The 21,962-nt window shown below is 67.8% G+C and carries 25 protein-coding genes; 17 read left to right on the top strand and 8 right to left on the bottom strand.

Annotation, left to right across the window (positions count from 1 at the left end; translation table 11 throughout):
• Position 1 precedes the first annotated feature (1 nt).
• Genes ACE5C1_RS06880 through tatC form a run of 7 tightly spaced genes read left to right on the top strand, consistent with a single transcriptional unit; the run spans position 2 to position 4,570 of the window.
• Positions 2–742: an SPOR domain-containing protein gene (locus ACE5C1_RS06880; protein ID WP_374943314.1), complete on the top strand. Its 741-nt coding sequence runs from the start codon at positions 2–4 to the stop codon at positions 740–742.
• Between the two features lie 50 nt (positions 743–792).
• Positions 793–1,794, top strand: coding sequence for a glycoside hydrolase family 3 N-terminal domain-containing protein (locus ACE5C1_RS06875; RefSeq protein WP_374943313.1), 1,002 nt, complete (start codon positions 793–795; stop codon positions 1,792–1,794).
• 3 nt (positions 1,795–1,797) lie between these two features.
• Positions 1,798–2,520, top strand: a complete 723-nt coding sequence (locus ACE5C1_RS06870) for a segregation and condensation protein A (RefSeq protein ID WP_374943312.1) — start codon at positions 1,798–1,800, stop codon at positions 2,518–2,520.
• The gene (gene scpB, locus ACE5C1_RS06865) at positions 2,517–3,092 is read left to right on the top strand and encodes an SMC-Scp complex subunit ScpB (RefSeq protein ID WP_374943311.1); all 576 of its coding nucleotides are present in this window, start codon (positions 2,517–2,519) and stop codon (positions 3,090–3,092) included. The genes ACE5C1_RS06870 and scpB overlap by 4 nt, the downstream gene beginning before the upstream one ends.
• Positions 3,093–3,120: 28 nt before the next feature.
• Positions 3,121–3,396 carry a Sec-independent protein translocase TatA gene (locus tag ACE5C1_RS06860; RefSeq protein ID WP_374943310.1) on the top strand — a complete coding sequence of 92 codons (276 nt, stop codon included), beginning with the start codon at positions 3,121–3,123 and terminating at the stop codon, positions 3,394–3,396.
• Between the two features lie 23 nt (positions 3,397–3,419).
• Positions 3,420–3,800, top strand: coding sequence for a Sec-independent protein translocase protein TatB (gene tatB / locus ACE5C1_RS06855; RefSeq protein ID WP_374943309.1), 381 nt, complete (start codon positions 3,420–3,422; stop codon positions 3,798–3,800).
• Positions 3,797–4,570 carry a twin-arginine translocase subunit TatC gene (gene tatC / locus ACE5C1_RS06850; RefSeq protein ID WP_374943308.1) on the top strand — a complete coding sequence of 258 codons (774 nt, stop codon included), beginning with the start codon at positions 3,797–3,799 and terminating at the stop codon, positions 4,568–4,570. The genes tatB and tatC overlap by 4 nt, the downstream gene beginning before the upstream one ends.
• Positions 4,571–4,631: 61 nt before the next feature.
• Here tatC and ACE5C1_RS06845 read toward each other — a convergent pair whose 3' ends face one another.
• The 3 genes from ACE5C1_RS06845 to ACE5C1_RS06835 form a co-directional block, all read right to left on the bottom strand.
• Positions 4,632–4,766: an entericidin A/B family lipoprotein gene (locus ACE5C1_RS06845; protein WP_374943307.1), complete on the bottom strand. Its 135-nt coding sequence runs from the start codon at positions 4,764–4,766 to the stop codon at positions 4,632–4,634.
• Between the two features lie 257 nt (positions 4,767–5,023).
• Complete coding sequence (locus ACE5C1_RS06840) at positions 5,024–6,652, bottom strand: sensor histidine kinase (RefSeq protein WP_374943306.1); 1,629 nt, start codon at positions 6,650–6,652, stop codon at positions 5,024–5,026.
• An 11-nt stretch (positions 6,653–6,663) separates the two neighbouring features.
• Positions 6,664–6,873 carry a NepR family anti-sigma factor gene (locus ACE5C1_RS06835; protein ID WP_374943305.1) on the bottom strand — a complete coding sequence of 70 codons (210 nt, stop codon included), beginning with the start codon at positions 6,871–6,873 and terminating at the stop codon, positions 6,664–6,666.
• 248 nt (positions 6,874–7,121) lie between these two features.
• On the opposite strand from ACE5C1_RS06835, the gene ACE5C1_RS06830 reads away from it, so the two are divergent.
• The 3 genes from ACE5C1_RS06830 (at position 7,122) to ACE5C1_RS06820 (ending at position 8,850) form a co-directional block, all read left to right on the top strand.
• Positions 7,122–7,928: a response regulator gene (locus ACE5C1_RS06830; protein ID WP_374943304.1), complete on the top strand. Its 807-nt coding sequence runs from the start codon at positions 7,122–7,124 to the stop codon at positions 7,926–7,928.
• Positions 7,929–7,975: 47 nt separating this feature from the next.
• Positions 7,976–8,107 (top strand): hypothetical protein, encoded by a 132-nt coding sequence (locus ACE5C1_RS06825; protein WP_374943303.1) that lies wholly within the window; start codon positions 7,976–7,978, stop codon positions 8,105–8,107.
• 86 nt (positions 8,108–8,193) lie between these two features.
• Positions 8,194–8,850 carry a sigma-70 family RNA polymerase sigma factor gene (locus ACE5C1_RS06820; RefSeq protein WP_374943302.1) on the top strand — a complete coding sequence of 219 codons (657 nt, stop codon included), beginning with the start codon at positions 8,194–8,196 and terminating at the stop codon, positions 8,848–8,850.
• 16 nt (positions 8,851–8,866) lie between these two features.
• On the opposite strand, the gene ACE5C1_RS06815 is transcribed toward ACE5C1_RS06820, so the two are convergent.
• On the bottom strand, positions 8,867–9,043 hold the full coding sequence (locus ACE5C1_RS06815; protein ID WP_374943301.1) for a hypothetical protein: 177 nt from the start codon (positions 9,041–9,043) through the stop codon (positions 8,867–8,869).
• A 102-nt stretch (positions 9,044–9,145) separates the two neighbouring features.
• Here ACE5C1_RS06815 and ACE5C1_RS06810 point away from each other — a divergent pair, with 102 nt between their 5' ends.
• The 6 genes from ACE5C1_RS06810 to ACE5C1_RS06785 all read left to right on the top strand — a co-directional run bounded on the left by ACE5C1_RS06810 (position 9,146) and on the right by ACE5C1_RS06785 (position 15,158).
• The gene (locus ACE5C1_RS06810) at positions 9,146–11,809 is read left to right on the top strand and encodes a glutamine-synthetase adenylyltransferase (RefSeq protein WP_374943357.1); all 2,664 of its coding nucleotides are present in this window, start codon (positions 9,146–9,148) and stop codon (positions 11,807–11,809) included.
• Complete coding sequence (locus ACE5C1_RS06805; RefSeq protein WP_374943300.1) at positions 11,806–12,264, top strand: peroxiredoxin; 459 nt, start codon at positions 11,806–11,808, stop codon at positions 12,262–12,264. The genes ACE5C1_RS06810 and ACE5C1_RS06805 overlap by 4 nt, the downstream gene beginning before the upstream one ends.
• Before the next feature lie 198 nt (positions 12,265–12,462).
• Positions 12,463–13,188 carry a M23 family metallopeptidase gene (locus ACE5C1_RS06800; RefSeq protein ID WP_374943299.1) on the top strand — a complete coding sequence of 242 codons (726 nt, stop codon included), beginning with the start codon at positions 12,463–12,465 and terminating at the stop codon, positions 13,186–13,188.
• 45 nt (positions 13,189–13,233) lie between these two features.
• Positions 13,234–13,572, top strand: coding sequence for a HesB/IscA family protein (locus tag ACE5C1_RS06795; RefSeq protein WP_374943298.1), 339 nt, complete (start codon positions 13,234–13,236; stop codon positions 13,570–13,572).
• Positions 13,573–14,343, top strand: coding sequence for an exodeoxyribonuclease III (xth, locus tag ACE5C1_RS06790; protein WP_374943297.1), 771 nt, complete (start codon positions 13,573–13,575; stop codon positions 14,341–14,343).
• Positions 14,340–15,158 carry a transporter gene (locus ACE5C1_RS06785; protein WP_374943296.1) on the top strand — a complete coding sequence of 273 codons (819 nt, stop codon included), beginning with the start codon at positions 14,340–14,342 and terminating at the stop codon, positions 15,156–15,158. The genes xth and ACE5C1_RS06785 overlap by 4 nt, the downstream gene beginning before the upstream one ends.
• A 46-nt stretch (positions 15,159–15,204) precedes the next feature.
• Here the strand turns inward: ACE5C1_RS06785 and ACE5C1_RS06780 are convergent, their stop codons facing one another.
• Positions 15,205–16,356, bottom strand: coding sequence for an N-acetyltransferase (locus tag ACE5C1_RS06780; protein WP_374943295.1), 1,152 nt, complete (start codon positions 16,354–16,356; stop codon positions 15,205–15,207).
• Between the two features lie 110 nt (positions 16,357–16,466).
• On the opposite strand from ACE5C1_RS06780, the gene ACE5C1_RS06775 reads away from it, so the two are divergent.
• Entirely contained in the window at positions 16,467–17,567 is a 1,101-nt protein-coding gene (locus ACE5C1_RS06775; RefSeq protein ID WP_374943294.1) for a fatty acid desaturase family protein, read from the top strand.
• Positions 17,568–17,694: 127 nt separating this feature from the next.
• Here ACE5C1_RS06775 and lptG read toward each other — a convergent pair whose 3' ends face one another.
• The 3 genes from lptG to ACE5C1_RS06760 all read right to left on the bottom strand — a co-directional run bounded on the left by lptG (position 17,695) and on the right by ACE5C1_RS06760 (position 21,931).
• The gene (gene lptG, locus ACE5C1_RS06770; protein ID WP_374943293.1) at positions 17,695–18,792 is read right to left on the bottom strand and encodes an LPS export ABC transporter permease LptG; all 1,098 of its coding nucleotides are present in this window, start codon (positions 18,790–18,792) and stop codon (positions 17,695–17,697) included.
• Positions 18,789–19,982 carry an LPS export ABC transporter permease LptF gene (gene lptF, locus ACE5C1_RS06765; protein ID WP_374943292.1) on the bottom strand — a complete coding sequence of 398 codons (1,194 nt, stop codon included), beginning with the start codon at positions 19,980–19,982 and terminating at the stop codon, positions 18,789–18,791. The genes lptG and lptF overlap by 4 nt, the downstream gene beginning before the upstream one ends.
• An 83-nt stretch (positions 19,983–20,065) precedes the next feature.
• Positions 20,066–21,931, bottom strand: coding sequence for an ATP-binding protein (locus ACE5C1_RS06760; protein ID WP_374943356.1), 1,866 nt, complete (start codon positions 21,929–21,931; stop codon positions 20,066–20,068).
• Positions 21,932–21,962: the final 31 nt, after the last annotated feature.

Here is a 21,962-nt window from a genome sequence, read left to right as displayed (position 1 = left end):
TATGGCCGACGAGATGGACCTGCGCTCCTCCACGGTACACGGCGAGGATCGCCTGCCTTGGCTCGAGACGGTCGAGCCTGAGGAGAAGGACGGGGTCGGTGCCGGGCGCGTCGTGGCGCTGGTGCTGCTCGGGCTCGCGCTGCTGGCGGCGCTGATCTTTGTAATTTATCGATTGCAGAATCCGCAGAGCGTGGGCGACGGCCAGTTGATTGCGGCACAGGAGGGCGATTACAAGGTCAAGCCCAACGATCCCGGCGGGCTGAAGGTCGAGGGCGAAGGCGACTCCGCCGTTGCGACCAGCGCGGGCAAGGGCGCAGGCAACGGTGCGATTGACCTGCGCGGGGTGCCAGAGCGTCCGGTCTCCGGGCCACGCGTCGTCGCTACGCCCTTGCCACGCGGGCAAGGTGGCCGCAACGCCGTGTCGCAGGTGCCCGCGTCGGGCGGCAAGCTCGTCGCCGCGGCACCGGTCACCGCCAAACGTGGCGATGCCGCTATGGCGACGGGCAGCGGTTCGCTGGTCCAACTCGGCGCCTTTCCCAGCGAAGCGGTCGCCAATTCGGCCTGGACGAGCTTTTCCAAGCGATTCGCCTATCTCGCGCCACTTGGCAAATCGGTCCAGCCAGTCGCGACCGGCGGGCGGACGCTCTACCGGCTGCGGGTGAATGCGGGCAGCGCCAACCAGGCGGCGGATATCTGCGGCCGGCTGCGCGTCGCGGGCGAAAGCTGCTTTGTCGCCAGCTAGTCGCAGGCGTCAGGCATGACGTGATCGCGCGAAGGCGCTAAACGGGCGCGATGAAGCCCGTGATCTTCGGCCTGTCCGGCCCCGTCCTCACCGCCGACGAGCGCGCGTTCTTCGCTGCTGCGGAGCCCGCGGGGTACATCCTGTTCAAACGCAACGTCGCTAATCGCACGCAACTCCGCGTATTGACCGACTCGCTCCGCCACCTGACAGCCCGCGACGATGTGCCCATTCTGATCGATCAGGAGGGGGGGCGGGTCGCACGGATGGCGCCGCCCGAATGGCCTGCTTTCCCGGGCGGCCCGGCGTTCGACGCTCTCTATGAGCGTGCGCCGATCTCCGGCATCGAGGCAGCGCGCGCCAACGGACACGCGCTCGGGCTGATGCTGCACGAAGTCGGTATCACCGTCGATTGCGCGCCGATCCTGGACGTGGCGCAAGCCGATACGACCGAGGCGATCGCGTGCCGCGCTTATGGCAACGAGCCGATGCGGGTCGCCGCGATGGGCCGCGCGACGCTGGAGGGACTTGCCGCCGGGGGGGTCGTCGGCGTGGTCAAGCACATGCCCGGTCACGGCCGCGCGATCGTCGACAGCCATCACCTGCTGCCCACCGTTCGTGCGAGCGCAGCGGAGCTGGAGGTCGATCTCGAACCCTTTCGCGCGTTGTCGTCGGCACTTATGGGAATGACCTCGCACATCGTCTTCGAGGCATGGGACCGGGAGCGCCCCGCCACCCTGTCGCCGATCGTGATCGAGCAGGTGATCCGCGGCCGCATCGGCTTCGACGGGCTGCTGATGACCGACGACATCGACATGAAGGCCTTGTCGGGCAGCGCGGGGGACAAGGCGGCGGGCGCCATCGCCGCGGGTTGCGACATCGTCCTCGATTGCTGGGCGCGAATGCCCGAGATGATCTCGATCGCCGACCGGCTCGGGGCCATCGCCGACCGATCGCGCGCGCGGCTGAATGCAGCGATGGCGAGCGTCGCCGCGCCGACCGGCGACTTCGCCGAACTGGTCGCCAAGCGCGACGCGCTGCTCGCGCTGGCGTAGAGATTGGACGACGCGCTCGCCCTCGATCTGGACGGATGGGAGGGGCCGCTCGACCTGCTGCTGGCGCTTGCACGATCGCAGAAAGTCGATTTGCGCCAGATCTCGATCCTGGCGCTGGTCGAGCAATATCTGGCGGTCATCGAGCGCGCACAGGCTTTGCGGCTGGAGATCGCGGCGGACTGGCTGGTGATGGCGGCGTGGCTTGCGTATCTCAAATCTGCGCTGCTGCTCCCGCGCGAACCCGTTGAGGAGCCCGACGCGGAGATCGTCGCGCTTCATCTTCAGCTCCGGCTCGAACGTCTCGCCGCGATGCGCGATGCAGGCGCGCGACTGATGGCGTGCGACCGGCTTGGCCGCGACGTGTTCCTCCGCGATGCGCCCGAGGGCTTGCGCACCACGCGCCATTCCGCTTGGCAGGCGGAGTATCTCGACCTCGTCGCCGCCTACGGCCGTGTGGCGGCGCGGACGCGGCCGGTGCTGCATGTCATCGCGCACCGGGCCGTCATGACGTTGGAGGACGCCATGGCGCGGCTTTCGGAATCGATCGGCACCACAGCGAGTTGGGAGACCATCGAGGCGCTGCTGCCCCTTTCTGCCGGTCCGGCGTTGCGCCGCTCCGCGCTGGCGTCGACCTTCCTCGCCGCACTCGAACTCGCGCGGCAGGGGCGGGTGGCGCTGCGGCAGGAGGCAGCCTTTGCGCCGCTGTACCTGCGCCAGGCGTCATGACGCCGCCCGACGATTTCGCACGGGCGGTGGAGGCGGTATTGTTCGCCGCGGCCGAACCACTGAGCGTCGCCGCGATCGCCGCGTACGTCGGCGCCGGAAACGTCCGCGGTGTGCTCGACCAACTCGCAAGCGATTACGCCGGTCGCGGCATCGCGGTCGTGCGCCGCGGCGAGCGCTGGCACATGCAGACCGCGGCCGATCTCTCGCATCTGCTGCGCCGCGACCGCGACGAGCCGCGGCGCTTGAGCCGCGCCGGCACCGAAACGCTGGCGATCATCGCCTATCACGAACCCGTCAGTCGCGCCGAGATCGAGGCGATCCGCGGAGTGCAGATTTCTAGGGGTACGCTCGACGCCCTCATGGAGGCGGGGTGGGTTCGCCCGGCCGGCCGCCGCGACGGTCCCGGGCGCCCGCTGACCTATGCGACCACGCCCGGCTTCCTCGCGCATTTCGGCTTGCGATCGCGGCGCGACCTGCCCGGCATCGACGATCTGCGTGCCCTGGGACTGCTCGATCCGCCCGATCTCGCCGGCGCCAACGCGGGAGTGGCAAACGCGCGCGACCGCGCCTAGATAGGGATCAAGCCTCAGGAGAAGAATCATGGGCGGTTTCAGCCCCATCCACCTGCTCGTCCTCGCGGTCGTCGCGATCCTCCTGCTCGGCGGGGGGCGCTTCTCCAGCCTGATGGGCGATGTCGCCAAGGGCGTGAAGAACTTCAAGAAGGGCATGGCCGAGGAGGATCGCCCCGCGTCCACCCGGATCGAGGCCAAGACAGCGGCCGAGCCGGCCTTCGATCGCGATGGCGACCCGCTGCGTGAGCGGGCGGGCGAGCGGAGCGCTTTGGGCGACACCGACCGCACGCGCGACGACCGCTGATCCGCTCTTCGCTGGTGAACTGAATGTTTGATATCGCGCCGTCCGAGCTGCTGCTGGTCGCCTTTGTCGCGCTGGTGGTGATCGGCCCGAAGGATCTGCCCAAGGCGATGCGGGTCGTCGGCTATTGGGTCGGCAAGGCGCGCGGCGTCGCGCGGCAATTCCGCTCCGGCTTCGATTCGATGGTACGCGAGGCAGAGCTCGAGGAGATGGAAAAGCGCTGGGCAAGCGAGAACGCGCGGATCATGAGCGAGCACCCCGCGACCGCCGACACGGTCGCGAGCGAAGGCGAACCGGCCCCGGTCGATACCACGAGCGAGCCCGTGCTCGTCGAGAAGCCCGCGGTCATCGCCGCGCCCGCATCGGCAGAGCACGCTCCGGCGCGCGCTGGCGAGGCGTCCTCGTGAGCGACGAGATCGACGCCAGCCGGGCGCCACTGCTCGATCATCTGATCGAGCTCCGCCGTCGCCTTCTCTATTGCATCGTCGCGATCGTGCTGGCGTTCGGTGTCAGCTATCTCTTTGCCGAGAACATCTTTGCGGTGCTGGTGCAGCCGTTGCTGACCGCCGGGCAGAAAACGGTCATCTACACCCAGATTTTCGAGGCATTCTTCGTCAAGGTGAAGGTGGCATTCTTCGCGTCGATGATGATCGCATTCCCGATGATCGCGACGCAATTGTGGCAGTTCGTGGCACCCGGATTGTACAAGAAGGAACGCCGCGCGCTGCTGCCTTTCCTGTTCGCGACCCCGGTCCTGTTCGCATGCGGCGCCTCGCTCGCCTATTTCCTGGCGATCCCGATGGCGCTGCACTTCCTGCTGAGCTTCCAGGGCAATGTCGGCGGCATCCACCAGGAGGCGCTGCCCGCAATTGGCAATTACCTGTCGTTTGTCATGCAGTTCCTGTTCGGGTTCGGCGCGGCGTTTCTGCTTCCGGTGCTGTTGATGCTGCTGGAGCGCGGCGGCATCGTCACGCGAAAAGGGCTGATCGGCGCACGTCGTTACGCCATTGTCGGTGCCACGGCCGTTGCCGCGGTGCTGACGCCGCCCGACCTGATGAGTCAGGTGCTGCTCGCGGTCCCCTTGATCCTGCTCTACGAGGTCGCGATCATCGGTATCTGGTTCACCGAGCGCAAACGGGCGCGCGAGGCTGTCGTTGAGGACGTCGTCGAAGCCTGACGCGAAAACGGGTCCCGCGCATCGCGCGAGACCCGTTCATCAGCTGGCCTATGGCCGGTGTTTATTTCGCCTTGTCGGCAGTTTTCGACACGGTCTTGCCTGCGGAACTGACATCGCGGCCCATGCCGTCAACGGTGTTGCATGCGCTGACCATCAGCGCGCCGGCGACAATCGCCAGACCGAATACCTTACGCATAGATACCTCCTTGAAGGGCTTGGATGCCGTGACGGCAATGCTCCACCTATCGGTTCGTTCCGAGTGCGGTCACATCGGCGACGTGCTGGAAACGAGTAAGACCCGAAGACGTCACCGGGGGGGGAGGGTGGACGCCTTCGGGCCTATGTCATGGACAGCGAGAGCGGGGGGGCATAAGGTCGCTGTCCGAAGATGAAAACGACGCTTGACGGATGTTGTTCCGCACTGCGCCATCTTTTTGCGCGGCTTTCTATTCCCTAATCCCGCCCGACGATTGCGACCGCGATTTCGTAGGCGCCGGTCAGCGGATCGTGGAAGAGCGGAGCGCGCAGCTGCCGCGACAGGCCTTCCATCACCCGGCCGTAGCGTGCCGATGACAAGTCCCGCAGCTCCTCCGAATCGATCAGCGCCCGCGACACGACGCGCAGGACCGCGCGACCGGCCTGCTCCGCAGGCTTCAGCGCGATCCTGACCTGCGCGACCGGATCGCAGCCGGTTGCAAGCTCGATCATCTCGGTGATCAGGAAAGCAACCGCAACCGCGACATCCTGCGTGACCAGAAAGGGGTCGACATCCAGCACGATCCCCATCGCATGCGACTCCGGCGACGCGGTCGCGCGGATGTTTGCCGCCAACTCGCCGAGCACGGGCTTGAGGTTCAGCCCGCGGTTCTCCTCCATCTCGGCGAAATGATTGCGGTGGACGACCGCGAGCGCATCCACCCGCCGCTGGATGGCGGCATAAGCGGCGGTCGCATCGGGGCTGGGTGCGCCGCGAGCGTGAAAATTGATCAAGCTTGAGATGACCTGAAGATTGTTCTTCACGCGGTGATGGACTTCGCGCGTCAGTTTGGTCTGGCGCACCAGCCCTTCGGCAAGCCCCGCCTCGTGCAGCGCCACGGTGCGGCTGATCGCCCGGAAGGTTTCGCCCAATTCGCGGATTTCCTGCGCGGGCAACGTGCCGAGCGCGCGGGGGTCGATCAGGTCGCCCGGCATGAACGAGGCGACACTGGAGCGCAGGCGCCGCAACGGCCGGATCAGCAGCCGGTCGACGACGAACCAGCCGATGCTCGCCGCTGCGGCCCACATCAGCAGCGGCAGCAGCAGCGCGATGATGAGCGACGACGTGATCGGCGCGCTCGGCACGCTGGTCGCCAACTGAAGTCCGGCGATGCCCAGATCGGTGCGCATTGTCTCGACGCGGTCGATGCCCTGCTGCTCCGCCATCGTCTCCAGCGGCAGCGCTTCGTCGTCGTGAATCAGCACGCTGCTCGTCGTGGTGCCACGCGCGCTGGGCGCGCCGATCCGGGCCAGAAAGGATTGGGGGAAGTACGCCCTGGCGGTGACGCGGTCGTCCGGTCCGGCGACCGCCAGCACCAGCCCCTTGCCCGCGACGATCGCGGCAGCGATCGGCATGTCGGCGTGCGGGATCGCCGCGTCGATCGGCAACGGCTCCCCGCATACCACGCGGCCGCTCCGATCGGCGATGACGAAGCGGGTATTGCCCCCCGATGTGCCATTGGCGGATTGTTGCGCGAAGACGCCTTGCGCGCGGGCGCAGCTCGGCGCGTCGGCGGGGTCGGCCCGCAGGGCGTTCACCGCGACCCTCAGCGCGGTCATGTCACCGACGAGTTCGATGCCGATCGCGCGCGCGCTCTCGTTGGCGGACAGGCGAAGCCGCGCGCGCGTCTCGGCATCCGCGACCCGGGTCGTCTTGAGCGTGGCGACCATCGCAATCAGCGCAAGCGGCAGCAGCGCGGCGCTGAGAATCAGGAAAAGCTTGGCTCCCGTGGTCAGCCGTGCGTCCGAGCCGCGAACGACGGTCGGCGCGTACGATCGGTCGGAACTGGCGTGGTCGGGGGGTGTCGAAGGCGATAGGGTGGCCATTCGGCCGTACGTTATCCCAGCTTGCCGAGCAGGTCGAGCAGATCGTCGGGAATCGCCTCGTCGACGGTGCGTTGATAGACCGACCGCAGGGCCGTGCCCATGTCGCGATCCTTGCCCTGGAGCTTGGTCGCCAGTGACTGGGGGGTTGCGCGCGGCTGGGTCGCCGTGTCTGCGATACGGGGACGCTGGTCTGCCGCCTTGCCCGTCGTGGCGGTCTTCATATCCTGGCCCAACCTGAAAGCTTCCCCTGCACCGCCCGCCTGGGCCTACGCAACTCCATGGCAGCATGACATCTCTGGAGCGTGAACATGCAGCAACGGCGTGGAAACAAAAGACGCGCTCGTTGGTTCCCGATCCGCAACGGAATTTTCGCCGCTTCGTTTGGGGGTGGGCATTCCGCCGTTCGACGTTCTAATGACGCATGCTCGCCGCTGGCGGGGCAGTGGATATCAGGGAGTTTCGCATACCCATGTCGCTTGGACAGCAACTCGCACCGCACCTTCCTTTTCTGCGGCGCTACGGGCGCGCGCTGACCGGCAGCCAGAAGCACGGCGACAAATATGTCCGTGCGACGCTGGAAGCGATCGTCGCGGCGCCGGAGGAGTTTCCCGCCGACGTCGATCCGCGGCTGGGTCTGTACCGGATGTTCCAGGGCATCTGGAATTCGACCAACTACGACGAACAGCCCGGCGACGGCACCGAAGCGACCGACGGCGGCGATCCGGAGGCGGTGGCCCGTGCGCGGCTGTCGCGCATGACGCCGCTGTCGCGTCAGGCGCTGCTGCTGACCGCGATGGAGGGCTTCACCCCCGAGGACGCCGCCTATCTGATCGATGTCGACGCCAGCGAAGTCGATGCGCTCGTCGCCGAAGCGCTCGCCGAGATCGAGAAGCAGACCCGCGCGCGGGTGCTGATCATCGAGGACGAGCCGCTGATCGCGATGGACATCGAGGCGATCGTTCGCGATCTGGGCCATGACGTCACCGGCGTCGCAGTTACCCGCGACGAGGCGGTGGGGTTGGCGATGGAGGATCGGCCCGGTCTGGTGCTGGCCGACATCCAGCTGGCGGACGACAGCTCGGGAATCGACGCGGTCAAGGACATCCTGGCCAAGTTCGAAGTGCCGGTCATCTTCATCACCGCCTTCCCCGAGCGGCTCCTGACCGGCGAGCGCCCCGAGCCGACGTTCCTGATCACCAAGCCGTTCCAGCGCTCGACGGTGAAGGCGGCGATCAGCCAGGCCCTGTTCTTCAACCAGGCCACCGTGCCCGAATGAGTGGCGACGGTTACGGACCCAAAACGAATCAGGTAGGTTGAAGCGACATGGCAGACGAACAGATCGATATCGGCGAGCAGGACGCCAGTGCGGGCAAGAAGCTGGGCGTCATGCGGTACGTGCTCGGAATTTCGATGGCGCTCGTCATCGTGATCTTCGCCGTAATGATCCTGCGGTAACGCGTTGGAGGCGCGTGCGCTGGTAATCGCCGGCATGCGCCCTATGTTGCCCGCGGCATAATGGCCGCGGGATCGAACGGAATTGCATGACTGACATTGCTATGCGCGACGATGCCGACGGTGAAGGCAGCGGGGACGCCCCCGCGCCTGTCGAGCACATCCCGCTCTCCGACAAGGACTTCAAGGCGCAACTGGCGCAGGTGATCCCGCATCTGCGCGCGTTCGGCCGTTCGCTGTCGGGCAGTCGCGATCTCGCCGACGATCTGGTGCAGGAGACATTGCTCAAGGCATGGGGCGCCCGGTTGCGCTTCCAGGCGGGCACCAACATGCGCGCATGGACCTTCATCATCCTGCGCAACCTGTATCTGTCGCAGATGCGCCGCGCCCGGTTCAAAGGCGAATGGGACGATCTGGTCGCCGATCGCATCCTTGCGGCACCTGCCAGCCAGGATCGCCACGTCGAACTCGGCGACATGCAGCGTGCGCTCCTCCACCTCCCGCAGCCGCAACGCGAAGCGCTGATCCTCGTCGGCGCAGGCGGGTTCGCCTATGAGGAAGCCGCCGACATCTGCAACGTCGCGGTCGGCACGATCAAGAGTCGGGTCGCGCGCGGTCGGGTGGCGCTGGAAGCCATCCTGACCAACGGTTCGCTACCGTCGCGCCGTCAGCACGAAGTCGATGTCTCGAAGACCGCGCTGGAGACGATCATGGACGAAGTCGAGGGACTCAGCCGAGGCCATTGAATGGCGAGCGGCGGGGTCAGTGGCCGCGCATTGGCCGATCCAGCATCCGCAGCAGGCGGCGCATCTCGTCGGGGACGCCGTGCTGGTCCCCATAGACGCTGCGCAGCGCCGAACCCAGCGCATCGCCGGGCATGGGACGCCGAACGGCACCCTGGTCGTCGGTGCGCGAGATCGAGGTGATGAAACCTAGCATGTGTCAAGGACGGACGAGGCGACGAATCGTTTCCCAGTTTTTGCAAGGTGTTGGATAGGAGAGGTCATGCCAGGCGATGCAGCCGCCGACTCAACCGACACGATGATCGCGGCTGGGGGTGACCCGCGCATCGTCGCTGCAACCGGACGCGCCCGGGCCAATGCACCGTTTCTCGCCATGCTGCTGGACCGCGAGCCGCTGATCGCCGAACGGCTTGCGAGCGGCTTCCTCGCGTCCTCACCGACCATCGCCGCGGAGATACCGGTCGCCCGCAGGCTGCGGCTGGAACGCCGCGCACTGGCGCTGAGCGTCGCGGTCGGCGATCTTGCCGGAATCCTCGATCTCACCGCGGTGACGGGCGCGCTGACCGCGTTCGCCGATCGCGCTCTCGACACCGCTATCGCGGCCGCCATCGTCGAGCGAACGCCCGGCGAAGCGCCGCGCGGGTTCGCCGCCATCGCGCTCGGCAAGCAGGGCAGCCACGAGCTCAACTATTCGTCGGACATCGATCCCATCCTGCTCTTCGATCCGGCCACCCTGCCGCGGCGCGCGCGCGAGGAGCCGCAGGAGGCCGCGGTCCGCATCGGGCGCCGCGTGGTCGAGCTGCTCCAGGCGCGCGACGGCGACGGTTATGTCCTGCGCGTCGACCTGCGGCTGCGGCCGTCGCCCGAGGCCACGCCGATCGTCCTGCCGGTGGGCGCCGCCATCGGCTATTACGAGAGCCAGGCGTTGCCGTGGGAACGCGCCGCCTTTATCCGCGCGCGCGCCGCCGGGGGCGACCTTGCGCTAGGGCAAGGCTTTCTCGATGCGATTCGCCCCTTCGTCTGGCGACGCGGGCTCGATTTCGGCGCGATCGGCGAAATCCGCGGCATCTCGCGCCGCATCCGCGACCATCACGCGCAGGGGCAGGCGTTCGGCCCCGGCTACGACCTCAAGCGCGGGCGTGGCGGCATCCGCGAGGTGGAGTTCTTTGCGCAGATCCACCAGCTGATCCATGGCGGTCGCGACGCAGGTTTGCGAGCGCCCGCCACCCGCGACGCGCTGGCGCGGCTGGCGGTGGCGGGGTGGATCGATGCCGATGCGGCCGACGCGCTGTCACGGGCGTACACGCTGCTGCGCACGATCGAACACCGCGTCCAGATGATCGATGACCGGCAGACGCACGCGCTGCCCAAGGGCGAAGCGCTGGACCGGGTCGCACGGCTGCACGGGTTGAGCGATGGCGCGGAGCTCCTCGCAATCTTGGCGCCGCATGTCGCGGTCACCGCGCGCATCTATGACGCGCTCGACGACGGCGCTCCCCCGGCGCTGTCGCAAGACCCGGTCAAGCTCGCCGACGCGCTGGCGGGGTTCGGCGATGTCGAGACCGCGGTACGCCGCGTCGGCGCGTGGCGCGCCGGCACCTATCCGGCCTTGCGCAGCGCCGTGGCGCGCGGGGCGCTGGAGGCGGTGCTGCCGATCCTCATTCCCGCGCTCGCCGCCGCGGCCGATCCGCGCGCGGCGCTGTTGCGGCTGGACGCGCTGCTCGAGCGGTTGCCGAGCGCCATCAACATTTTCCGCCTGCTGGAAGCCCGTCCGGGGCTGGCGGCGCTGCTTGCCGCGATCCTGAGCCATGCCGCACCGCTCGCCGATGCGCTGGCGGCACGCGCCGACCTGCTCGACGGCCTGATCGATTCGACCGCGCTGGCGCCGATCGGCGACGTCGCGGCACTGGCGGCGGCGATGCGCGAAGGTGAGGGGGCGCAGGACTATCAGGGATTGCTCGATCACGTCCGGCGCGTGGTCGGCGAGACCCGCTTCGCGCTCGGCGTGCAGATCGTCGCGGGCGCCGCCGACCCGATCGACGTCGCCGCCGGCTACGCCCGGCTCGCCGAAGCCGCCATCGCGGTGCTGACCGAGGCGACGATCGCCGATTTCGCGCGCGCGCACGGCCGCGTGCCCGGCAGCGAGTTCGTCGTGCTGGCGCTCGGGCGGATGGGCGGCGGATTGATGACGCATGCCTCCGATCTCGACCTGATCTATCTCTTCACCGGCGATTTCCGCCACGAATCGGACGGGCCCAAGCCTTTGGGGGCGACGCTCTACTACAACCGGCTCGCCCAGCGGGTCACCGCGGCGCTGTCGGTCCCGACCGCGGCGGGTGCGCTCTACCCGGTCGACACCCGACTGAGGCCGCAGGGCGCGCAGGGCCCGCTGGTGGTCTCCTTCGAATCGTTCGCCCGCTACCAGCGCGAGGACGCGTGGACGTGGGAGCAAATGGCGCTCACCCGCGCGCGGCCGGTGTTCGGGTCTGCGGCGGCACGGGCAGCGCTATCGCAGATCGTCGCGGACACGCTTGCGGCCGGGCATCCGGGCCGCGACGTGGTCGCCGATACGGTGGCGATGCGCGCCGACATGGCCGCGCACAAGCCGCCCGGCGGCGCGTTCGATGCCAAGCTGCTTCCCGGCGGGCTGGTCGATCTGGAATTTCTCGTCCACACCGTCCAGCTCGCGCATCGCACCGGCTTCGATCCCGATCTGCGCGTCGCGATCGCGCTGCTTGCGGGGAAGGGACTGATCCCGGCCGATCTGCGCCAGGCGCACGATCTGCTCACCCGCATGCTGGTGACGCTGCGCCTGGTCGCCCCCGATGCCGCCGAACCCGGCGCGGCGACGCAGGCACTGGTGGCGCGCGCACTCGGGCTGGCGGACTGGCGCGCGGTAGTTGCGACGTTCGCCGCGACGCGGCAGGAGGTCGCACGACTGTGGCAGGAGACAAGCCGGTGACCGAAGGCGACGCGCTTCCCGATGTGACCGTGACGCTGGTCGACGGCGCCACGCTGCGGCTGGCGGACCTCAAGGGCGCTCCGGCGATAGTCTATTTCTATCCCAAGGACGATACGCCGGGCTGCACCCGCGAGGCCAGGGACTTTTCCGATCTCGGCGAGGCCTTCGCGGCGGCGGGTGCGACCGTGATCGGCATCTCCAAGGACGCGCCCGAACGCCACGTGAAGTTCGCCGCCAAGCACGGGCTCACGGTGCGGCTGGCAAGCGACGTCGACGGCAGTGCCTGCGACGCGTTCGGCACGTGGGGCGAGAAGCAGCTGTACGGCAAGACCTACATGGGCATCGAGCGCGCCACCTTTCTCTTCGCCGCGGACGGCACGCTGACCAAAGCGTGGCGCAAGGTGAAGGTGCCGGGGCATGCCGAATCCGTGCTGGCGGCCGTTCGGGCGCGGTAGTCGGCCGCGGCGCCCCTCGCTTCAACGACTCGCCGCAGTCCGGTGCCGGTCTGACGCGCGATGGCCGGAGCGCTCTTGCACGAACCTGACGGCGTGGGTCACACGTTAACCGTCCAGGGAGCGGTGGGGCTGCAACCCGGTCGATCAGTCAACAGCTTCGCGGCAAGCGGTCGCGAAGCGCATCGCATCGGGGTTCGCGTGACCAAATTCACCGTATCGGCAGTGTCGGGGGTTCGCGCCGCGGTCGTGGCGCTGGCACTGGCGGGGCTCGCCGCGTCCGGGGTCGCGCAGGCAGCCGACGGAGCCTCCAGCGCCCCGGCATCGTCGGGCGGCCCGTTCATCGCCGCATCGGCCGAAGCCGCCACCGCAGAGCTCCGCTCCGACCAGCAGTTCCGAACGCTGTTCCAGACGTGGAAGCGCCTCGACACGCCGCAGAGCGGCATCGGCGCGATCGCCATCCCCTCGGTCCAGCCGGTCCGTAAACTCAGCTTCACCAGCAATTTCGGCATCCGCAGCGACCCGTTCCGCGGCACCGCGGCGATGCACGCGGGCGTCGATATTCCCGGGCCCGTCGGCACGCCGATCTACGCCACCGCCGACGGCATCATCAGCCACGCCGGTCGCCAGGGCGGTTACGGCAACCTGATCGAGGTCAATCACGGCAAGGGCATCGCCACCCGTTACGGCCATCTCTCGCAGATCCTGGTGTCGGACAATTCGCGGGTGACTCGGGGCCAGCTCATCGGCCTGATGGGCTCGACCGGCCGGTCGACCGGCCCGCACCTCCATTACGAGGTTCGCATCGACGGCCACGCGGTCAACCCGATCCCGTTCCTGACCACCGCCGACTATCTGCTCGCGTCGCAGGACCAGGCAGTGCGCGCAATCCCCGTATCGACCGACGGCCCCGCGCCGCAGGATTGATCGGCGCCGGTTGCCGGGTCGGCCCGACACGCCTATCTGCCTGATATGGCAACGCTCGCGTACGACATCGCTTTGACCCCCTCCGCTGCGGCGCGCGTCGCGGCGATCGCGGCCAAGCAGAACAAGCCCGCGATCCTGCGGCTGTCGGTCGACGGTGGCGGCTGCTCCGGCTTCCAGTACAAGTTCGGGCTCGCCGACGCGCCCGACGCCGCGGACACGATCGCCGAGACCGACGGCGTGCGGCTGGTCGTCGACGACGTCAGCCTGGATCTCGTCCGCGGCTGCTCGGTCGATTACGTCGAATCGCTCGGTGGCGCCGCGTTCAAGGTCGAGAACCCCAACGCCGCCTCGGGCTGCGGTTGCGGGTCGAGCTTTGCGGTCTAGGTGAAAATCGTCACCTACAACGTCAACGGCATCAAGGCCCGGCTGCCGCGCCTCGTCGAATATCTCGCCGAGGAACAGCCCGATATCGTCTGCCTCCAGGAGCTGAAGTCGAGCGACGACACCTTTCCCGCCGCCGAGATCGAGGCGACGGGCTACGGCGCGGTCTGGCACGGGCAAAAAGGCTTCAACGGCGTCGCGGTGCTCGCGCGTGGGCGCCAGCCAGTCGAGCGCCAGCGCGGGCTGGCAGGCGAGGCGGAGGACGATCACAGCCGCTATCTCGAATGCGACGTCGATGGGCTGACCGTCGCGTCGATCTATCTGCCCAACGGCAATCCGCAGCCCGGCCCCAAGTTCGCCTACAAGCTGCGCTGGTTCGAGCGCCTGCGCGCGCGCGCCGCCGAGCTGCTCGCCGCCGAAGTGCCTGCGGTGCTCGCGGGCGATTTCAACGTCATCGCCAACGACGACGATACGTTCTCGGTGCGCGCGATGGCGGAGGATGCGTTGATGCAGCCCGAAAGCCGCGAGGCATACTGGCGGCTCGTCGCGCAAGGGTGGACCGATGCGTTGCGGATGCGACACCCGAAGGGGGGCATATGGACGTTCTGGGACTATCAGGCAGGCGCGTGGGCGCGCGATGCGGGTTTTCGGATCGACCATCTGCTGCTCAGCCCGGCGGTTGCGGACCGATTGCTGGATGCGGGCGTCGACAAGGCGCACCGCGGCCGCGAGCGGGCGAGCGATCACGCCCCGACCTGGGTGCGGCTGCGATGAGATGGGCACTGGCAATCGCCGCGGCCGTGCTCGTGCCGGTCGGCGCCCATGCGCAGGACGCCGCTCAGGCGCAGGACAGGGGACCGCGCTTCTGCCCGACGCGCCCCAGCCTGGGCGAATCGGCCTGCGTCACCGAACCCGGCCACGTCCAGGTCGAGGTTTCGGCGGTCGACTGGACGCTGGCCAAGGATGCCGACGCGCGCGAGGACACCGTTCTTGCGGGCGATTTCCTCGTGCGGGTGGGCGTATCGCCCACGTCCGAGCTCCAGGTCGGCTGGACGCCCTACGGCCATGTCCGCACCCGCGATCGGGCAACCGGCGCGATCGAGGGCGACGAGCGGGTCGGCGATGTCGTGATCGGCTACCGGCAGAATTTGCGGAGTCCCGACGGGTCGGGGTTGTCGTTCGGTATCGAGCCACGCGTGACCTTGCCGGTCGGGCGTTCGCCGGTGGGTGCGGGCACCTGGGGTGCGGCGCTGGTCGTGCCGGTCACCTACGATCTGACCGACACGCTCAACATCGCGTTGACCAACGAGGTCGATGCCGCGCCCGACCAAGATGGTCGCGGTCGCCATTTCGCGCTGAACGAGGTACTCGGCCTCGGCTACGACCTCACCGAAAAGCTCACCGCAGTCGCCGAACTCCAGGTCGAGCGCGAGCGCGATCCCGCCGACCACCAGACCCGTGCGCTGGCCGCCGGGTCGCTCGCGTGGCAGCCGCGCCACGGGCTCCAGCTCGACGTGCTGGTCGGCGCCGGGCTCAACCGCGATGCCGACGACGTCCGCATGCTTGCGGGCGGCGCGGTCGGCTTCTGAGACGATGCTGCCCTACAACCCCTGATCCGCATCGTTCACCCGCGCATTACAGGTCGCGCGCGTACACCTGATAGACCTTGTTGATGTCGCCCTCCAGCGTCTCGGCGATCGACACCATTCCCTGGTTGTCCTCCAGGATCCAGCCGATCTCGCCGCGCACCGCGCCGTAATTCTCGGCCGATGCCTTGCGGATATACTCGATCATCATGAAGGCGAGCTGGCTGGCCAGCCGCGACGATTGCATCGCCTTGACCACCCCCATCAGCGGTACGCGCACCGTCTTCACCTTCGGGTGGCGCAACCACAACAGCAGCTTGGCCCAGCCGAACGGCAGCAGACTGCCGCCCAGCGGTGCGATCGCCTCGTTCAAATCGGGCAGCGTGATCATGAACGCCACCGGCCGGCCGTCGACTTCGGCGATGCGGATCAGGTCGTTGAAGACGATCGGCTTCAGCTTGACGCCGACGTCCTCGATCTCGGGTGGGGTCAGCGGCACGAAGCCCCAATTGTCCGACCAGGCATCGTTCAGGATGCCCAGGATGATCGCGGCCTCCTCCTCGAACTTGCGCTTGTCGACTTCGCGGACACGGATGCGCGGGTTCTTCTCGCCCGACTGGATGATGCGCTGCACGATCGGCGGAAACGGCTTGGTGATGTCGACGTCGTAGGTCATCAGCCGCTTGACGCAGGCATAGCCCGCCGCCTCGATCCAAGCGCGGTATTCGGGCTTCGCATGCCCCATCATGATCGTCGGCGGATGGTCGAACCCCTGGATCAGCAGCCCGGGCTCTTCCCAGATCGACATGCTGACCGGCCCCAGCGCGCGCGTCATGCCTTGGGCGCGCAACCATTCCTCGGCGCGGGCGAGCAGCGCCTGGAAGATGTCCTCGCGCTCGGCGTCCATCAGCCCCCATTGGCCGACGCCCGGGCCGAAGCCCTGCTCGGCCGGCATCGTCAGCGCCAGCGTATCGATGTGCGCGGAAATGCGCCCGACGACGCGCCCGTCCTCTTCCGCCAGGAAAAGCTGCGCCTTGGCATGACTGAACCAGCCGTTCTTCTCGGGCGTGATGAGGCCCAGCGCCTCGCCCTTCAGCGGCGGCACCCAGTTCGGGTCGTCGGCATAGAGGCGGAACGGCAGATCGACGAAGGTCTTGCGGTCACGCGTCGTCTCGACGGGTCGGATGGTCAGTTGGGCCAAGCTCGCCTCCAAATTCGCTGTCGCGTGTAGCCAGCGTCCATCGCGAAGGCGAGGGGGGAGTGGCGGAAGGGCACCTGTAAATGCCACGCTGCCGCCACTATCTTTCGGCAATGCCCGAAGCCATGACCACGCTCTCCTTCCACCGCGCTGCCTCAACGACGGCGTCGCGTGCGCCGACGCACCGGATCGCGGACGACCGCGCGATGCTGCGCACCGCGGCGGACCTCACCCGCGATCTCGCGGCGCCGCGTCCTGCGATCTACTGGGCCGATCTCGTGGCGTCGGCGACGCTCGGCTATGGCGCCCTCGCGCTGGCGGTGACGACTGCGTCGACCACGGGTATGATCGCCGCTGGGGTGGTGGCGATGCTGGCGCTGTACCGTGCGCTCAGCTTCATTCATGAAGTCAGCCACGTGAAGCACAGTTCGCTGCCCGGCTTTCGGCTGGGCTGGAACGTGCTGGTCGGGGTGCCGATGCTGACCCCATCGTTCATGTACGAAGGCGTCCACAACCTCCACCATGCCCGCACGCGCTACGGCACGTCGGAGGATCCCGAATATCTGCCGCTCGCGCTCATGAAGCCGTGGACGCTGCCGCTATTCATCCTGATCTCCGCGCTGGCACCGGTCGCGCTGCTGGTCCGCTATGCCGTGCTTTCGCCGCTGTCGGTGCTGGTTCCCGCGCTGCGCCGGACGGTCGTCGAGCGCTATTCGGCACTGGCGATCAATCCCTCGTTCCGCCGCCGATCGCCCGAGGGCGAGGCGCGCGCGCAGTGGAACCGTATCGAGGTCGCGGCCAGCCTCTGGGCGATCACGATCGTGGCGCTGGTTGCGACCGGCGTCGTCCCGTTCCACGGCTTCGTAGTTGCTCTGGCAATCGCATCGGCGGTTGCGGTGACCAACCAGGTGCGCACCCTTGTCGCGCATTTATGGGAGAATGAGGGCGAGGCGATGACCGTTACCGCGCAATATCTCGATTCGGTCAACGTGCCGCCGCCGACGCTGCTGCCCGCGCTCTGGGCGCCGGTCGGCCTGCGCTACCACGCGCTCCATCACCTGCTGCCCAGCCTGCCGTATCACGCTTTAGGCGAAGCGCACCGTCGCATTACCGCGGCGCTCGATCACGATTCGCCCTACCACAAGGCGAGCTATGCCGGCTTGCCGGGGCTGGTCGGACGCATCGCGCGCAGCACGATGCGGATCGCGCGCTAAAAAGGGCTTTCCTACAACGCCCGATCCTGCAAGCATCCTCGCCGGTCTTTGACATCGCTGGAGTCGCTCGTCGGGGAACACGACCACGCAAAAGGCGTCTTTGGCCTCACCTTAGCCTCACCTTCCGTCATTCCTCGGTGCGGATCAGCACTGCTTCGCCGATCAGCAGAAACAGCAGGAACGGTGCCCAAGCGGCCAAAAACGGCGGGTAGGCGCCCAGATTGCCCATCGCCAATGCGAAATTGTCGGCGACGAAATAGGCAAATCCCAGCGCCATGCCGATGACTGCGCGGACGAACAGCTGCCCCGATCGCGCCAGCCCGAACGCCGCCACCGCGCCGAGCAGCGGCATCAGCACCGACGACAGCGGTCCCGAGAGCTTGTGCCATAACGCGCCTTCCAGTGCCTTGGTCGGGCGCCCCGATTCGGACAGATCGTCGATCGCGGCCTTCAGCGATTTGAACGGCAATCCGTCGGCATCGACGGTCGCCAGCGTGAACTGGTCGGGCCGGACACCGCGTGCGATGTCGATCGCGCCGAGCGCCGTCAGCCGGCCGCTCGCCACGTCGAAGCGTTGCGCATCGGCGATCCGCCAGGCGTCACCGCGCCGAACGCCCGCGGTCGACCGGATGATGGCCACGAGGTTGCCGCCCGTGCGGTCGTACACCGTCACGCCGCCCAGCCTGGCGGCATCGCCCCGGCCCCTGATCTGATCGACCTGGATCAGATCGTCGCCGTCGCGCACCCAGACATTGGATCGGTCGCCGCGGTCGATCGGCAGCGGCCCGTAATCGACGTTGCTCCATTGCTGCAGCGTCGCGGTCGCACGCGTGACGATACGGTCGTTGAACGCGAACGACAGGATCGCCACCCCCAGGCTGGCGATCAGCAGTGGCGCCAGCACCTGGTGTGCGGAGAGCCCGGACGCCTTCAGCGCGATCACTTCGCTGTTCTGATTCATCGTGATCAGCGTCAGGATCGTCCCGAGCAGCACCGAATAGGGTATTGCAAAGGCGATGAGCTCGGGCCCGCGCAACGACACGTAGCGCCAGATCTGGTCCTGCCCGTTGCCGGGAAAGGCCAGGATTTTGCTCGATTCGCTCAGCAGGTTGAGCGTCAGCAGCACCAGCACCAGCCCGGCGACGATCGAGAAGGTCCGCGTCAAGAACAGCCGCGCCATGTAGATGGCGACGGTGCGCGACGGGAAGAAATTGGCCACCGTCATGCCGCCAGCGCCTTGCGACGACCCGGCAGCCAGCGTCCGATCGCCTTCGTCAGCTTGGCGAAACCCTGCTCCAACGCCCCGATCGGTTGCCCGCCGGGGACATAGGCAATGACGTAATACATCCAGCTGGACAGCGCCGCGAAGATGCCGAGCGGCACCCACAAGGCGATCAGCGGATCGATCTTGCCGGCTTCGCCGATCCCTTGCGCATATTGGCTCACCTTGAAGTAGGTGACGATCATGACGATCGCGACGACCACCCCGAGCCCGGAGGTCGAGCGTTTGGGCGGCACGCCGAGCGCCAAGGCGAGCAGCGGCAGGAAGAACATCGAGGCGACCTCGGTGAGGCGGAAATGGAACTCGGCGCGGTTCGACTCGCGCGCCTCTTGGGTCGACGCGCGATGGCCGCTGCGCGCGAGTTCGATCAGCGTCGATTCGTTGGTGTCGTCACCGCGTTGTCGGAAATTCTCGAATTTCGGCAGGTCGATCGGCAGGTCGTGGCTGCTGAACGTCAGCACGCGCGGCGCCTTGAACTCCGGCCGGTTATGGATCAGCGTGCCGTTGGTCAGGCGAAAGATGATGACGTTCTTGTCGTCAGTACCCAAAAACCGGCCGCGTTCGGCGGTAACCGCCAGCCAGTCGCCCTTCGGGGTGCGCACGTTGACGAAGATGCCCGACAGGTCGCGCCCGCTCTCCCGGCTGCGTTCGATGCGCAACGTCATCCGGTCGCCCAGATGGGTGAACTCGCCGATCTTGATCGACGCGCCCAGCGCCCCGGTACGCAGTTCGTAGCGGAGCTGCTCATAGGCATAGCGCGATCGTGGCTGGACATAGCCGACGATCGCCAGGTTCACGAGTGCAAGGACGATCGCGTAGAGGTACGGCACGCGCAACAGCCGCGAATAGCTCATGCCGACGCCGCGCATGACGTCGAGCTCCGACGTGGTCGCCAGCTTCCGAAAGGCGAGCAGGACGCCCAGCATCAGGCCGATCGGAATGCCGAGCCCGAGATATTCGGGCAGCAGATTGGCGAGCATCCGCCAGACGACGCTGATCGGTCCGCCGGCCGTTGCGACGAAATCGAACAGTCGCAGCATCCGATCGAGCACCAGCAGCATCGCTGCGATGACGAGCGTCGAAAACAGCGGCACCGCGATCAGCCGGGCCATGTAGCGGTCGATGGACTTCATGCTCGGACGCGCTTGGGCCTTCGGACGTTGGAGCGGCGGGTATAGGCCGGGGTCAGGGTTCCGTCAGCCTTAATCGGCAAAGACTATTCCGCAGCAATGGTATCCGGCGCCAAGCGCTGCCGCCGCGCCATTGCTGCGTCGATCGCGCGTTCGAGCCCGGCGAGCGTGAACGGCTTGCGGAGCAGGACATGGTCGCCGAACGCCTGCGGCTTGGCCTCTCCCGCGAACCCCGTGACGAACAGCACGGCGAGATGCGGAAAGCGCGCGGTCAGCTCCGCAATCATCTCGGGTCCGGTCTGGCGCGGCATCAGCACGTCTGAAATGACCAAGTCGATGTCGGCATGACGTTCCAGCATGCCGGGTGCCGCCAGCGGGTCGTCGCACGACACCGCCCGGTGCCCCAGTTCGTCGAGCGCCCCCATCGTCGCGGCCAGCACCCGCGGATCGTCCTCGACGACCAGGATGTCCAGCGTCGCGCTTTCGATCGCCACCGCGGCAGTGGGCTCGGGCGCCAGCGCGATCGGCGTCGCGGTGTCGCGGGGCAGGTACAGCGTCACCGTCGTGCCGCTGCCCACCTCGGTGTCGATCGCGATGCCGCCGCCGAGCTGGCGGACGAGCGCGAAGATCTGGCTCAGCCCAAGTCCCGTACCCTTGCCGACCGGCTTGGTAGTGAAGAAGGGTTCGAACACCCGCTCGACCACCGCCGGCTCCATGCCGGTGCCGGTGTCGGTCACCGACATCGTGACGTGGTCGCCCGCGCCGCATTCGCCCACTTCGCCCTCGCTCAGCGTCGCGCGGCCGGTCGCGATGGTCAGGGTCCCGCGCCCGTTCATGGCGTCGCGGGCGTTGACCGCCAGGTTCAGGATCGCATTCTCGATTTGCACCCGATCGACGCGGATGCGCCAGCCTGCCGAGCCGTCGTTGGCGACCAGGGTGATGGCGTCACCCAGCGTCCTGTCGAGCAGGTCCGACATGCCGCCGATCAGCTCGCCCGCGACCATGCTCTCGGCCTTCAGCGAATCCTCGCGCGAGAAAGCGAGCAGCCGCCGGGTGAGCGCGGCGGCGCGGTTGGCGCCCTCGGCGGCGCTGTCGATATGGCGCGCCACCGCGGCGCCGTCGCCATCGAGCGAACGCCGCGCGAGTTCCAGGCCGCCGAGAACGACCGCCAGCATATTGTTGAAATCGTGCGCGATGCCGCCGGTCAGCTGGCCGACCGCCTCCATCTTCTGCACTTGTCGCAGCTTGGCTTCCTGCGCGCGCAACTCATCGGTCGCCGCCGTCACCGCAGCGGCGAGTTCGGCGGCGCGCTGGCGGGCGGCATCGGCTTCGGCTTCGGCCACCTTGCGCTCGGTGTCGGCGCTGAGCGTCAGCCAGCCGAGCACGATCGCGCCGAGCACCAGCAGCGTTCCGAACACCGACAGCACGCCCGCGATCCGGCTCGACCGGTCGACGGTGCCCATCACCGCCTGGGTGCGCCCACCCAGCAATATGCGTTCGCGCGCGATGATCGCGTCCAGCAACCGGTTGATCTCGGCCAGCGCCGGCGCCTTGCCCGCCTGGTTGTAGAGCGCATAGGCTTGGCGGTTCTTGTGATAGGCGGTGCTGAGCGCGGTCTGCGACAGGTCGCGCCCGCGCTCCAGATAGGCGGCGCGCAGGGCGTCGATCCGATGCTGCTGCTCGCGATTTTCGGTGATCCGGTCGAGCCGGTCGATCTGGTTGCCCGCGAGACTCCAGTCCTCCGAATAGAGCTGCCCCACCTGGCGGTCGCCCGAGATGACGTAGCGGCCGAGCGAGGCCTCGGACCGCGCGATCGTCGCCGACAGCGACCGCGCCAGAATCATGACGTCGTAGCTGCGTGACTGGAGCTCCAGCGCCTGATCGCGCTGGCGATTGGCGCCGCCGAGGATGACGATCAACGCGACAAGAGTCGCCGCTCCCAACATCGCCATCGCGACGAAGGAGGCTGTGCGCCAGATCGCG

Origin of the sequence: Sphingomonas sp. (genome assembly GCF_964263785.1) — a bacterium.
In the GTDB taxonomy this organism is placed as follows: Bacteria; Pseudomonadota; Alphaproteobacteria; order Sphingomonadales; family Sphingomonadaceae; genus Sphingomonas.
This window is presented reverse-complemented; position numbering and strand designations above follow the sequence as displayed.